Below are 13,752 nucleotides of genomic sequence, written 5' to 3'. Positions count from 1 at the left end.
CATGTTGAGTAGAACCGCCGCAGATCTGTACTGGATGTCCCGCTACCTGGAGCGCGCCGAGAACCTGGCGCGCATGCTCGAAGTCAGTTACTCGCTGTCATTGATGCCGCAAGCCGGGCACACCGATGGCCTCGACGAACTGGCCATGTCGTTGCTCAGCAGCGGCACCCTGGACAGCTACCTCGAACGCCATGAAACCCTGGACGCCGAGCGCATGCTGCACTTCTTCGCCCTCGACGAAGAAAACCCCGCCAGCATCTACAACTGCCTGCGCGCCGCCCGTGGCAATGCTCACGCCGTGCGCGGGCGCATCACCGCCGATATGTGGGAAAACCTCAACGCCACCTGGCTGGAAATGCGCAGCATCGCCGCCGGCGGCCTGGCGCGACACGGCATCAGCCACTTCTGTGACTGGGTCAAGCAGCGCTCGCACCTGTTTCGTGGGGCGACGTCCGGCACCATCATGCGTAACGACGCTTATCGGTTTATCCGCCTGGGCACCTTCGTTGAGCGTGCGGACAACACCTTGCGGTTGCTGGATGCACGCTACGAGATGTTTGGCGAAGAGTCGGAAGAAGTCAGCGACCTCTCGGCACGCGGGTATTACCAGTGGAGCGCCCTGCTCCGTGCGCTTTCGTCCTTCGAGGCGTATACCGAGCTGTACCCCAATGCGCTGAATGCGCGCTCGGTGTCCGAATTGCTGTTGTTACGCAGTGATGTACCGCGTTCGTTGCATGCGTGCATCGAGGAGTTGAGCCATATCCTGGCGGACCTGCCCGGCAGCTATGGCCGTGCGGCGCAGCGCCTGGCGGCGGAGTTCGAGGCACGGCTGCGCTATACCGGAATTGATGAAATTCTTGAAGACGGCCTGCACAGCCGTCTCACGGACTTTATCGACACCGTGCGGGAATTGGCGCGGGCGATCCATAGTTCTTATCTGGAAGTGGTCTAGCGCTGGCGTAAAAAATCCAGCAGCAGCCGGTTGACCTGCGCAGCCTGCTCGTTCTGGATCCAGTGCCCGCAGTTGGCAAGAACATGCTGTTCCAACTGCGGGGCGGGCCCTGCTCGGGGCCGGCGACGCGTTGCTCGGTGGATTGGCTCATGAGGCATAGGAATCTACACAACTCTTAAAGGTTGACACCGAACCCTGTGGTGAGCGGGCTTTTTGTGGTGAGCGGGCTTGCCCCGCGCTGGGTGGCGAAGCCGCCCCAAAACCGGCCAATGGGTTATGACTGAAAAAACGCGGTGCCTGGATTGGGGCCGCTTCGCAGCCCAGCGCGGGGCAAGCCCGCTCACCACAACAGCGCGTTTGACATAGATTCCGCATTCACTGGAAGTTTGGCCCTTGTTCTAGTCAGGTGAGACTGCGCGATGGGTGCTCTCCAAGCCATCATCATTGATGGCGGGAATATCAGTCGACCGTCCACCAGCGCGGCAACAACTGACGGACCCGTGCCTCGCCGAAGCGGTCATCGATCAGCATCACCACACCCTCATCCTGCTGACTGCGGATCACCCTGCCCGCGGCCTGCACCACTTTCTGCACGCCGGGATACAGGTAGGTGTAGTCGTAACCGGCACCGAAGATCGCTCCCATACGCAGCTTCATCTGTTCGTTGACCGGGTTCAGTTGCGGCAAGCCGAGCGTCGCGATAAACGCGCCAATCAACCGTGCGCCGGGCAAGTCGATACCTTCGCCGAAGGCACCACCAAGCACCGCAAAGCCGATGCCCTGGCTGTGTTCGGTGAACTGATCGAGAAAGGCTTGGCGTTCGGCCTCCGCCATGCCCCGGGACTGCTGCCACAGCGCGATCCGTGGGTGTCGCTCGGCGAGCAACTGCGCCACTTGTTGCAGGTAGTCAAAGCTTGAGAAAAACGCCAGGTAGTTGCCCGGCTGCTGCGCGAACTGGCGGGCAATAAGCTCGACGATGGGTGCCAAGGAGGCTTGGCGATGCACAAAACGGGTGGAGATTTCATCAACAATGCGCACACGCAGTTGCTCAGCCTTGAACGGCGACTCCACATCGATCCACGCGGTATCCGTCGGCAGCCCAAGCAGGTCGGCGTAATAGTGGCGTGGGCTCAAGGTTGCAGAAAACAGCACGCTGCTGCGGGCAGCCGTCAGCCGGGGGCGGATGAATTCGGCGGGCACCACATTGCGCAGGCACAGGGTTGAACTGCTGCGCTTGCCGTTGAGTTGGCGTTTGCTGATGTCGAAGATGAAGTGCTCGTTGAACAGCTCGGCGACCTTGGCAAATTGCAGGGCTTCGAAGTAGAAGGCTTGCAGCTCACCGTTGAGGGCTTCGGGGTGGTCGTTGAAGTAATCACCCAGGGCGCTGGCGCACAGGCTCAAGGCCTGGAGCAGTTTTTCCGGGCGGACGGCGTAGGCCTGGTACGGCGCGAGCTGGTCCTTGTGCAGGGCATTCCATTCGCGGTTCAGGCGCTGCAGGGGTTTCTTCAGCGGCTCGGGGGCGCAGTCGCGCAGGGTCTTGAGGCTGTATTGATCGAGGCTGGCGCTGTACATCGAGCGACCACGCTCTACCAGGTTGTGGGCTTCGTCCACCAGCACAGCGGCGCGCCATTGGTTGAGTTGGGCGAGCCCGAACAGCATGGCGCCAAAGTCGAAATAGTAGTTGTAGTCGGCGACCACCAGGTCGGCCCAGCGCGCCATTTCCTGGCTGAGGTAATAGGGGCAGACGTCATGGGCCAGGGCAACCTCGCGCAGATTGTGCTGGTTGAGCAGGCTTACCTTGGACGCAGCACTGCGCGCAGCGGGCAGACGGTCGTAGAAACCCTTGGCCAACGGGCATGAATCGCCGTCGCAGGCTTTGTCCAGGTGTTCGCAGGCTTTGTCCCGCGCTACCAGTTCGAGCACGCGCAGCTCCAGGCCGGGGCTGCTGGTGAACAGCACCTGTGACGCATCGAGGGCGAGCTTGCGACCGGGTGTCTTGGCGGTGAGGAAAAACACCTTGTCCAGTTGCTGCGGCGCCAGGGCCTTGAGCAGCGGGAAGATTGTGCCAATGGTCTTGCCGATGCCGGTGGGCGCCTGGGCCATCAGACAACGGCCGGTGCTGACGGCCTTGTACACCGACTCGGCCAATGTGCGTTGGCCGGAACGAAAGTCGGCATGGGGGAAACTCAAGGCCTGCGCGGCTGCGTTGCGCGCTTCGCGGTGCTGCATTTCCTGTTGGGCCCAGCCGAGGAAGAGCGCGCATTGCTGGTTGAAGAACGTCTGCAGATCGGCCGCCTGGAAGCGTTGATTGAGCAGGGTCTCGCCCTCACCGACGATATCGAAGTACACCAGCGCCAGGTCGATTTCGCCCAACCCCAACTTCTGGCACATCAGCCAGCCGTACACCTTGACCTGGGCCCAATGCAGTAGCCGATGGTTGGCCGGCTGGGCATCAAGGTCGCCACGATAGGTTTTGACTTCTTCCAGGCGGTTGGCATCGGGGTCGTAGCCGTCTGCCCTGCCCCTTACTGTGAGTTGTTGGTACTCACCCTCCAGTGCCACTTCGTTCTGGTAGTGCGCACTGCGGCGCGAGGCAACCGTGCGGTGGCCGACAATCCCTTCCTGGGCGCTGGGCGACGGGGTAAAGCGCAGGTCAAGATCGCCGACCTTGGCCGTGAACTCACACAGTGCACGCACGGCCACGCTGTAACTCAAGCCGGTTGCTCCGCCCAGCGCACGTAGCAGACGGTGACCGGCATCTGGTGCTCGCCACAAAACTCCAGCCAGCGCAGTTGATTGTCTTGCAGGCGGTCGCCAGGGCCTTTGACTTCGATCATGCGGTAGGTTTTTTGCGCTGGCCAGAACTGGATCAGGTCCGGCATGCCGGCGCGGTTGGCGCGGATATCCAGCAGCAGGCGCTCGAACCAGTAGCGCAGGTGGGCGGCGGGCAGGCATTCGAGGGCCTGCTCCAACAGGTCTTCACTGAGCAGGTTCCAGAACACGAAGGGCGACTGAATGCCCCACTTATCGGCGTAGCGCTGGCGAATAAGGTGTTTGTACTGCTCATCCTGCAATTGCTCGAAACAGGCGGCGAACAGCGGCGCACGGCGTTGGTGGAAATCTTCGCTGTGCAGGTCCGCAGGGCCACGCTGGAACGGGTGGAAAAACGCCCCCGGCAGCGGTGCGAAGATCGCGTCCCAGCACAGCAAGCCGAACAGCGAATTGATCAAGCCGTTTTCCACGTAATGCACCGGTGCATCGGGCTCGCTCAAATGTGCCTGGACGCAGTACTCCACCGACATCACTGGTTCCGGCAGTGCCAGTTCCAGGTCCAGGCGCGAAAGGTCCCGTGGTTTCAGCTTGGGCATCCTGGGTTCACCGAGTTTGCGGCGCAGGCGAGGCATAACGCGCAGCAGGTGTTGCTGCTCGGCCGCACTTTCCGGTGCCTGTTGCGCGGCACTCGCCAGGGCCATGGCCTGGGCATAGTCCTCCTGGCGCTCCAGCACGCGGATCAGTCGCGCACGTGCGCCGGGATAGGCGCAGGTGCGGTAGATCTGCTCGGCCAACGCCAACTCCGCGCTGCGCTCGCAATACTGCCCCACCTGGAACAACAGCTTGGCCCGGCGTTTTTCCAGCCAGGGGTTGTCGGTGGTCAGCGTGGCCACCTGCGCCAGCACGTCGTGCAGCGCTGCGCCGGTTTCAAAGGCGTGCTGGCATTGGTGCAGGAACAGCACGCCGTGCACGTCATCCCGGCTGCGCAAGCCACGGGATTCCGCGCAGAACGCCACTTTTTCGTAGGTGTAGATGCCCAGGTCCGCCAGCACGAACTCCGACCAATCCTGGTGCAGATTGCCGAAGAACATCAGGCGCAGGCGGTCACACAGGTCCATCACGGTGAGGCTGTACAGCGGTTCGGCCAGCGCCGGGCACCATTGGGCAAAGCTGCGGGTTTCGCTGAACTGCGCCGTCAGGCCCTCAAGCCAGTCGGCCTTGTTGCCCTTGGGGTGGTCGATCCAGGGCTTGAACGTGCTGAGGATTTCGCCTTTTTGCAGCAAGGCGAACACTTCTTCAAAGGCCAGCAGGCATTGATCGTCCACCCAGCCCAATGCCCGCAATGGCATCGCAGCGGCGTGGGTACAGCCGACCTCCTGGTAGCTGAGTTTGCCAGCACGAAAATGCACACCCTTGCGCATCACCATGCGCACCAACAACGCCTGGGACGGTTGCGCCAAGCTGTCGAATTGCTGAATGAAATGCTCTTCGTCAGGCTCCAGCAAGTCGGCATAGCGCTGCCCCAGCCAATGCAGGACCTGGCGGAAGTTATGCAGGTAATAGAGCGGATCGTCGAGGGGATTGGCCATGGCGCAAGCGAGTCAAATACTGGTTATGCATACAGAGTGCCGCCCCTGCTGCTCTGTTGCAATCGGTAATAGATAAATGGCTCACGCAACTTTTTGTATAAAAGTGATCAGATGGGGGAGTCGATCGCGTAACATTTATGGCCCGCAGCCTCTGGCGCGGGACTTTTCAGGGTTAACGGTAAGGGTTATGAACATGAAGAATTTGGGTCTGCCACTGGTTGCACTCACTTTTCTGGTATTGGCCGGTTGCGCGACGCAAACCGTAGTGACGCTGCAAAATGGCACACAGTACTTGACCCAGGACACGCCAAACGCCAAGACCGCCGACGGTTTTTACGAGTTCACCGACATCGCCGGCAAGCGCGTCCGTGTCAAAGCCGATGATGTGGCGACGGTGCGCAAGGAAAAATGATTGCCAGCCGCCGACACTGAGCAACTGTGGGAGGGGTGGGTCTTCAGCCGATATCTTTATTGACTGACCCACTGCTATCGGGGGCAAGCCCCCTCCCACAGGTTTTACCCCATTCCCGTTCAAGCGATAGTGATCCCCTCCCCCGATAAGCCGACCACGCCCACCAGCGTCACCGAATCCCCGCCAAAACTGATGACCGTATCCCCGCCCACCACCTTGGCGTGATCCCGATAATCGCCAGCGCTCTGCACATCCGTGAACACCAACTTGTCCGTCGGCTGATAGCCAATCACCCGGTCCTGGCCAAACTGCCCGCTGAATAAAAACGTGTTGTGCCCGCTGCTGTCGCGGATCGTGTCATTGCCGTTGCCTCCTTCGATAAAGTCCGCGCCCTTGCCGCCCTGGATCAGGTCGTTGCCATTGCTGCCGATGATGAAGGTGTTGCCCTTGTGCGTTTCGGCGTTGCGGTTGAGGTCCTGCACCCAGGTGGTGGCCCGCGCGGGGTCGGACAGGTTGGCGACGATAACCGTCGAGTCGCGGGTCATCTGTTCATAGAACCCGGAATCGAGGATACGCGTCATGCCGTCGCCATACCCGGTGGGCAAATGGGCGATCCAGGTCGGCAGGTTGGTGATGGAGAACGGCAGTACATTCCACAGCGTCGAGGCGTAATGGTCGTTGAAGCTGACGATATTGTCGGTGGTCGATTCATGGGGCTTGTCATGTACGCCCAACGACGACCAGTTGAAGGATGAACCGTCCAGCGCACGGAAAACCGGGTCGTTTTCATAGCCGATATTAAGCACCTTGTCCCCGCTGCTCTGGGTTGGCGAGGCGTAGGCCACGTAGTTGGCGTCCTGGTAGAAGCCCGCCCATTTGCCGGTGCTCAAATCGGCCATGCTGTTGACCGCCAAACCGCCGAGGCTGTGCCCGCTGACCACCACATCGTGGCCGCTGAGCCCGTGGGCACTGGCATAGTCGGCGACGTTCTTGAGTAAGCCGCCGAACGCTTCGCCCGCGTAGTTTTTGGCATAGTCCTTGGGGCCCAGGGCGGCGAGCACGTCACTGACCAGGTCGCCGATGGAGTCGCTGATCAGGCTTTCCCGTGGGCCGGATGTACCGCGAAAACCGATGCCGATTTCCAGCAGCTTGCCGGCGGCGTCGTACTTGCCCAGCACTTCGACCTGGGCCGTGGTGTAGCCGGCTTTTTCGCCGAAGAACGTGCCCCTGGCGTCGACCTTGCCGGTGTAGCCCAAGGTGCTCGCACTGATCGGCGTCCAGCCGGCTTTTTGCACCGCCTCCAGGGCGGCTTTTTCTGAGTCCGGGTTCCAGGGAATGCCGGGAATCACGCCCTGGGAATCGCTGCTGCCGAGCAATGCGCCGACCAGGGTGGCCGGCAAACCGAACCCCAGCCCGTTGTGCTGATAGCCCACGGCAAAGCCGTTATCCAGGTTGTGGTAGGAATACAGCGTGATCGCCATGGCATCGGCGAACAGTGCTTTGGAGCCCTCGGTGCCGAGGTTTTTGTAGTCAAAGACACCCATGGTATTGCCTCTCTTGTTGTTGGAATTAGCGAGAAAACCCATTAATGCGCTGCCGGGCCGAACGCCTCGTCCACCTTTGCCAGGTCGGTGTCGCGCAGGTTACCGGCGTAGTAATGCAACTTGGTCCAGGCCATCAGGTAGTCGTAACGCGCCTGGGCCAGGTCGCGGCGGGTGCTGTAGAGCTGCTGCTCGGCATTCAACGCATCCAGGTTGACCCGCTCACCACCGAGGATGCTCTGCTGGGTCGACACCACCAGTGCTTCGGCAGAGGACAGCGCTTTCTGATAAGCACGCAACTTGCTCACGCCGGACAGGCACGCACTGAACTGGCGACGCAATTCGATCAAGGTTTCACGTGTCTTGCCCTCCAACTCGTACTCGGCCTGCTCCATGGCGCGGCTGGCCTGGCGCGTGGATGCCGAGACACCGCCACCGGCATACAACGGCACGCTGACTTCCACGCCGATGGTGTTGGTGTCATAGCGCTGGTTGTAGGTGTTGCCGCTGTCGGATTCCTGCTGGCGTGAGCTGGCGTACGCCGTGACCTTGGGCAGATGCCCGGCGCGGTTGCGCTCCACTTCATAACGCGCCACTTCCAGGGCCTGGCGCTGGGAGGCGAGCGTGGGGTTATTGCTGATCGCCAATGCGTGCCACGTGTCGTAGTTGGCCGGGCTCAAGGTGAATGCGGCGAACCCCTGGTTCAGCGGCGCCAGGTCGTGGATGTTGACGCTCTGCACGCCGATCAAGGCGCCCAGCTCCCGCAATGATGCGTCCTGTTCGTCCAGCGCTTCGATCTCTTCGGCGGTGGCCAGCTCGTAGCGCGACTCGGCTTCAAGAATATCGGTACGGGTGCCCTCGCCTTGCTGGAACAGGTGCCGGTTCTGCTGGAACTGCTGCTCGAAGGCCTTCTTCTTGGCGCGGGCGATGTCGATCTGGTCCTGGGCGAACAGCGCCTGGGTGTAATAGGTCAACACGCGCACCAGCAACGCCTGGCTCTTGTCGCGAAAACTTTCGTCGGCAAACAACGCCTGGGCCACGCCTTTGCGGTAATTGGCATAGGCCTCGTAGTCGAACAGCGGCTGTTGCAGGCTGAAGGTGGAGCCGTAGCTGTTGTAGTTGCGGTCGTCGTGATAATTGCCGCCGCGCCCGTCAGGCAACGTGGCCTGGGAATTGTTGCGCCCCTTGTTGTAGTTGTAGGACAGCTTTGGCAGCAGCCCGGCGCGGCCGATGGTGCGGTTTTCCAGGCCGGCGTCACGTTCCTTGATCGCGCCGAGGAACACCGGATCGTTGCGCAAGGCTTGCTCGTACACATCGAACGGGCCCATGGCGGCGTGGGCGCTGGTGCAACTCAACAGCACAGCGAAGAACACAGGTTTCATGTTCATTCCTCAGTCAACGCGGAGCCGGCGCGATCCAGCAACGGCTTGAACAGGTAGTTGAGCAACGAACGTTCACCGGTGCGCACGAACATCTCGGCAGGCATGCCGGGCTTGATCACCAGGCCGTGGAGTTTTCCCAGCGCGGCCTCGCTCACCGTCGTGCGCAACACGTAATAGGGCGCGCCGGTTTTCTCATCGAGCATCTGGTCGGCCGAGATCAGGCTGACCTCCCCCGGCACACGCGGTGTGCGGCTCTGGTTGAAGGCGGTGAACAGAATATCCACCGGCAAGTGCGTGCCGACCTTGTCCACCAGATGCACCGGCAGGTGCCCTTCCACTTCCAGGCGCGTGCCTTGGGGCACGATCTCCAGCAGGGTTTCACCGGCACGCACCACGGCGCCTTCGGTGTGCACGCCAAGGTTGACCGCGATGCCGTCGGCCGGTGCGTTGATTTCGCTGTGTTGCAGGTCGAACCCGGCGGAAGTCAGTTGTTGTTCCAGGGTCAGGCTGCGCAGTTGCGCGTCGGCCAACTGGCTGCGCACTTCCTTCTGATATTCCTCGCTGTGCTGCTGCAATTTGAGGCGTGACTCGACGATGCCCTGCTCCACCCGACCGCTTTCGCCGGTGTTCTGCGCCAGGTCCTGTTGCACTTGGGACAATTGGCGCTGGTACTCCATCAGCCGGTTGCGCGGGATGTAGCCGTTGTCGGCCAAGGGTTGCAGGTTGCTCAGTTGATCACGCAGGGATTGCGCCTGGGCGGTCAGGTCGCTGCGGGCACGGCGCATGCCGCCGAGTTGCGCGGTGGCGCCGTCGATATTCGCGCGAATGCCGGCCTGCTCGCGGGCGAAGGCCTCGCGACGGCTGCTGAACAACTGACGCTGGCCTTCCAGCACCAACGCCAAGGCGGGATCGGGATGGCTGCTCAGTTCGGCAGGAAAGGTGATGCTGGCGTGGTTATCGCGCTCGCTCTGCCAGCGCGCCACACTGGCCCAGGCCATGCGGTATTGGGCTTGCAGCGAATGCACGTCGGCCTGGTTCTGGGTCTGGTCAAGCCGGAACAGCGGCTGGCCTTGTTTCACCCGCTCGCCTTCACGCACCAGGATACGGCTGACCACACCGGGGCTGAGGGTTTGCACGGCCTTGCGCTTGCCGGACACCACCACCGTGCCCTGCACCGGAATGCCCTGATCCAGGGGCGCGAGGCTGGCCCACAGGAAGAAACCACCGGCGCCTACCACCGTCAGCAGCCAGCCCAGACGGGCAAAAAAACCGGCGTCGCGCTCTTTGACAGGTTGTTCGAAAGTGATACTGCTCATGCGCCTGGATTCCTTCCCGCTTGGTACTGACGACTGAAACTGACGCCGGGTTTGTCTTTCGGCGCTTCCTGCTGGCCGGACAAGGCACGCAGCACCTCTTGGCTCGGTCCGTATGCCTGCAAACGGCCGTCGTTGAGCACCAGCAACTTGTCGGCCTGGGCCAATGCCGACGACCGATGGGTCACCAGCACCACGCTGCTGCCTTGAGCCTTCATCTGCACGATGGCGCTGGCCAAGGCGGCTTCGCCCACGGTGTCGAGGTTGGAGTTGGGTTCATCCAGCACAATCAAGCGTGGCTCGCCATACAGCGCACGGGCCAGGGCCACGCGCTGTTTCTGCCCGCCGGACAGGCCCCCGCCGTTGTCGCCGAGTACCGTGTCGTAGCCTTGGGGCAGGCGCAGGATCAGCTCGTGCACACCGGCTTGTTGCGCCGCCTTGACCACACGCTCGGGGTCAGCCTCGCGAAAGCGGGCGATGTTGTCGGCGATGCTGCCGCTGAACAGCTCAATGTCCTGGGGCAAGTAACCGATATGCGGGCCCAGGTCGTCGCGGTCCCAGCGATGGATGTCTGCGCCATCCAGCCGCACCGTGCCGGCCAGGGTTGGCCAGACACCCACCAGCACACGGGCCAGGGTCGACTTGCCCGAGCCCGAAGCCCCCAACACACCGAGCACCTCGCCCGCGCCCAGGTTGAAACTGACGTGATGCAGCATCGCCACGCGCTTGCCCGGCGGGCCCGCGCTGACCTGCTCGAAACTGACCTGGCCCTTGGGCGCCGGCAAGGCCATCTGCTCGACCTCCGGTGGAAACTCGCGCAGCAACTCATCCAGGCGCTGATAGGCCAGCTTGGCCGAACTCCATTGCTTCCACACGGCAATCAACTGGTCGATGGGGCTGAGCACACGGCCCATCAGGATCGAACCGGCAATCATCATCCCTGCCGTCATATCGCCGCGGATCACCAGGAGTGCGCCCAGGCCCAGCACCAGGGACTGCAAACACAGGCGCAGGGATTTACTCAGGGCGGTGATGACTGAACCGGTGTCACTGGCCTTGTTCTGCAAGTTAAGGAACTGCGCGTGCACGGCAAACCAGCGCTTGCGCAGCGCGCCGAGCATGCCCATGGCCTGGATGGTTTCGGCGTTATGCAAATGGCTGGTGGCCAGTTGGGTCGATTGCTGGGAGAAACCGCTGGCCTCGCCCAAGGGTTTCTTGGTCAGGTATTCATTCAGGCACGCCAGGCCGATCAGCAACACCGCGCCGGCGCTGGCCAGCACCCCAAGCCAGACGTTGAACAGGAAAATCACAAACAGGTAGATCGGAAACCACGGCGCGTCAAAAAACGCGAACAGCGCCGGCCCGGTGATGAATTGGCGGATATGGGTCAGGTCGCCCAGGGATTGCCCGGCATGCCCCTGGCCGCGTTGCAGGTTGCGCTCGAACGCGGCTTTGTACACACGCAAGTTGAAACGCCGTTCCAACTGGCTGCCGATACGGATCACGATAAAACTGCGGATCACTTCCAGCGTGCCAATAAAGGCGAAGAAGCCCACGACCATCAGCGTCAACATCACCAGAGTGGTTTCGTTCTGGGAGGACAGCACGCGGTCGTACACTTGCAGCATGTAAATCGACGGCACCAGCATCAACAGGTTAATCAATGCCGTGAAGCAGCCAATACTGATCAAGATGCTCTTGTATTCACCCAGCGCCTTGAATAAGGGCGCAACCGCAGAGGGCTTGGCCATATGTTCTGATCTTCCTTGAGCCAAATTGCGCGCATAAGTTGCCCGAGCCCCGAATCAAGGCCGGCCAACTAATAAAATCGAGTTATAAACTTATAGCGATAACTAAGGCATACGTTTTAATTCAACCACGGCGCCGGATTTAGTGCGCGCTTGATAGTCGCCGTCTTTCTGGCGATTCAAATGGGTGATGCCGCTGCCTTCGGCGTTGAACAGCCAGATGCCGTCCGGTGTGGGCGACCAGGTCAACGGCGTGTCCCCCAGCCATTGCGCGGCACAGGCTACATCACCGCTCAAGCCATTGGCCTGTTCGAGCAGGTCGAGGGCACAGACCTGATCCTGCTGGTGCAATTGCCAATGCCCGGCCAATTGGGCGCTGGAGGGTAAAACAAGACTGCTCGCCATTGCGTGGGCTCCTGCCGACACGAACATCACCTGCAACACGCAGGCGATCAAGTTGAAAAAACGCTGCATCTTCACGCTCCATCCTGGAGGCGCGACGCCGAAACGCCGCGCCTTTGTATCACGCCACGATGTCGCTGACGGCTGCCTGGCCTACGGTGGTGACGAGGAAATCCGCCACGCCGTGCCCGGAGAAGTCGACGGCCAGCGTACCCAGGTTGGTGCCGGATGCGTAGGTCAATACCGCGTCGCCGGCATGCCCGGTGAACGCATTGACGAAGGTCAGGCCCGCGCCTTTGGTGATGCCGCTGAGGTCGATCTTGTCCGAACCCGAGGTGAAGTCAAAGATCTTGTCTGCCGCCCCTGGCTTGGAGTCGGAACTGGCGCCGAACACAAAGGTGTCGTTGCCGGCGCCGCCCCACAGTTGGTCCGCACCGCCAGCGCCGTAGATCAGGTCGTTGCCGGCCCCACCCTTGATGACGTTGGCGGCGTTGTTGCCGATGATCAGGTCGTTGCCTGCACCGCCGAAGGCGTTTTCGATGGTCACGCCCTTGGCGATGGACACGTTGCCCACCAGGCCACCCACGTCGGAGAACGAGGCTTCATTGAGGTTGATCTTCTGGTTCTGGGTGAAACCGGAGAAGTCCAGGGTGTCGTTGCCACCGCCGTCCCACACCGAGAACACCAGCTTGTCGGCGTTGGAGGTGGCGCTGAGGAAATCACGCCCGGTGTTGGAGTTGAAGCCGTAGGTGGTGTCGCCGGCGCGGGTGTTGTAGTTGGCGCCGTAGAGCTTCTGGATCGCGGCAATGTCGTCGATCAGCGGGCCGGAAGCGTAGGCCTCGACGCCGCCTTTGCTGAAGTTCTGGTTGGTGTTGCTCTCGCTCCAGTAACTCATGAGGCTGTAGCCGCGCGTGTCCTGTCCATAGGTCGCGTCGTTGTAGGTCGGCGCGCCTTCGCCGGCGTTGTAGTCGCCAGGGTGAGCCAGGCCGAGGGTATGCCCGATTTCGTGGGTCAGGGTCTGCCGGCCGTAGTTGTTCAGGTCCGGGGTCTTGTTTGGCGTGTAGCTGTTGTTGGTCAGGTACCACGAGGTGCCGTCGTAGCCTGCACCGGTGCCGGGCAGGTAGGCGAACGCAGCCGCGCCATCCTGGCCACTGCTGTAGTTGCCAAAGGTCATGTGGCCGTCACCGCCGGTGGCTTTCTCGGTGAACGTGACGTTGGCCACATCCGCCCAGGATTGCATGGCCAGTGCGGCCTGTGCTTTCTGCTGGGTGTTGAACTGGCTGAAGCCCGAGATGCCATGTTTGTTCATGGTGCTCGACGACGCCGAGGTCAGGAAGGTGTAGGTCAGGTCGATCTTGCCATTGCCGTCAAAGTCCCGGTAAGCGGCGCCGTCGCGCAGCAGCTGGGTGGCGGCCTGGTCGACGGTGTAGGACGGTTTGCCATTGATCGTGAGGTTGCCGCCACGGTCATACAGATGGCTGAAGCTATCGATTTGCGAGTAAGCGGTGCTGGCTTGCGCCGCCGACACGATAGCCTTGTCTTTTACTTTGGACATAAACGTACTTCCTTGTTTGCAAGTGCATCAGTCTTTGATCGATAGGAACCCCGCGGGCGAGATCGTCCTATCACTCGCCTCTTTTG

The 13,752-nt window shown here is 61.5% G+C and carries 10 protein-coding genes and 1 pseudogene; 2 read left to right on the top strand and 9 right to left on the bottom strand.

The window, feature by feature from the left end; translation table 11 throughout:
- Position 1: 1 nt before the first annotated feature.
- Positions 2–952: an alpha-E domain-containing protein gene (locus AB3G88_RS12675; RefSeq protein WP_112195228.1), complete on the top strand. Its 951-nt coding sequence runs from the start codon at positions 2–4 to the stop codon at positions 950–952.
- Here AB3G88_RS12675 and AB3G88_RS12670 read toward each other — a convergent pair.
- The 3 genes and pseudogenes from AB3G88_RS12670 to AB3G88_RS12660 form a co-directional block, all read right to left on the bottom strand.
- Positions 949–1,056 (bottom strand): annotated as a pseudogene (locus tag AB3G88_RS12670) (alpha/beta fold hydrolase); the annotation flags it as partial. The gene AB3G88_RS12675 and the pseudogene AB3G88_RS12670 overlap by 4 nt on opposite strands.
- 355 nt (positions 1,057–1,411) lie before the next feature.
- Entirely contained in the window at positions 1,412–3,667 is a 2,256-nt protein-coding gene (locus tag AB3G88_RS12665) for an ATP-dependent DNA helicase (protein ID WP_480454219.1), read from the bottom strand.
- Positions 3,664–5,313: a VRR-NUC domain-containing protein gene (locus tag AB3G88_RS12660; RefSeq protein ID WP_480454217.1), complete on the bottom strand. Its 1,650-nt coding sequence runs from the start codon at positions 5,311–5,313 to the stop codon at positions 3,664–3,666. The genes AB3G88_RS12665 and AB3G88_RS12660 overlap by 4 nt, the downstream gene beginning before the upstream one ends.
- Before the next feature lie 187 nt (positions 5,314–5,500).
- On the opposite strand from AB3G88_RS12660, the gene AB3G88_RS12655 reads away from it, so the two are divergent.
- Complete coding sequence (locus AB3G88_RS12655; RefSeq protein ID WP_112195225.1) at positions 5,501–5,725, top strand: YgdI/YgdR family lipoprotein; 225 nt, start codon at positions 5,501–5,503, stop codon at positions 5,723–5,725.
- A 119-nt stretch (positions 5,726–5,844) separates the two neighbouring features.
- Here the strand turns inward: AB3G88_RS12655 and AB3G88_RS12650 are convergent, their stop codons facing one another.
- From AB3G88_RS12650 to AB3G88_RS12625, 6 genes are all read right to left on the bottom strand, one after another.
- The gene (locus tag AB3G88_RS12650; protein ID WP_480454216.1) at positions 5,845–7,269 is read right to left on the bottom strand and encodes a polyurethane esterase; all 1,425 of its coding nucleotides are present in this window, start codon (positions 7,267–7,269) and stop codon (positions 5,845–5,847) included.
- 41 nt (positions 7,270–7,310) lie between these two features.
- Positions 7,311–8,648 (bottom strand): TolC family outer membrane protein, encoded by a 1,338-nt coding sequence (locus AB3G88_RS12645; protein WP_480454214.1) that lies wholly within the window; start codon positions 8,646–8,648, stop codon positions 7,311–7,313.
- Between the two features lie 2 nt (positions 8,649–8,650).
- Complete coding sequence (locus AB3G88_RS12640; protein WP_099582894.1) at positions 8,651–9,964, bottom strand: HlyD family type I secretion periplasmic adaptor subunit; 1,314 nt, start codon at positions 9,962–9,964, stop codon at positions 8,651–8,653.
- On the bottom strand, positions 9,961–11,712 hold the full coding sequence (locus tag AB3G88_RS12635) for a type I secretion system permease/ATPase (protein WP_099582892.1): 1,752 nt from the start codon (positions 11,710–11,712) through the stop codon (positions 9,961–9,963). The genes AB3G88_RS12640 and AB3G88_RS12635 overlap by 4 nt, the downstream gene beginning before the upstream one ends.
- Before the next feature lie 102 nt (positions 11,713–11,814).
- Positions 11,815–12,183, bottom strand: a complete 369-nt coding sequence (locus AB3G88_RS12630; RefSeq protein WP_099582891.1) for an AprI/Inh family metalloprotease inhibitor — start codon at positions 12,181–12,183, stop codon at positions 11,815–11,817.
- Between the two features lie 49 nt (positions 12,184–12,232).
- Positions 12,233–13,666, bottom strand: coding sequence for a serralysin family metalloprotease (locus AB3G88_RS12625; RefSeq protein WP_158878161.1), 1,434 nt, complete (start codon positions 13,664–13,666; stop codon positions 12,233–12,235).
- Positions 13,667–13,752: the final 86 nt, after the last annotated feature.

Source organism: Pseudomonas arvensis (assembly GCF_056688935.1).
This window is presented reverse-complemented; position numbering and strand designations above follow the sequence as displayed.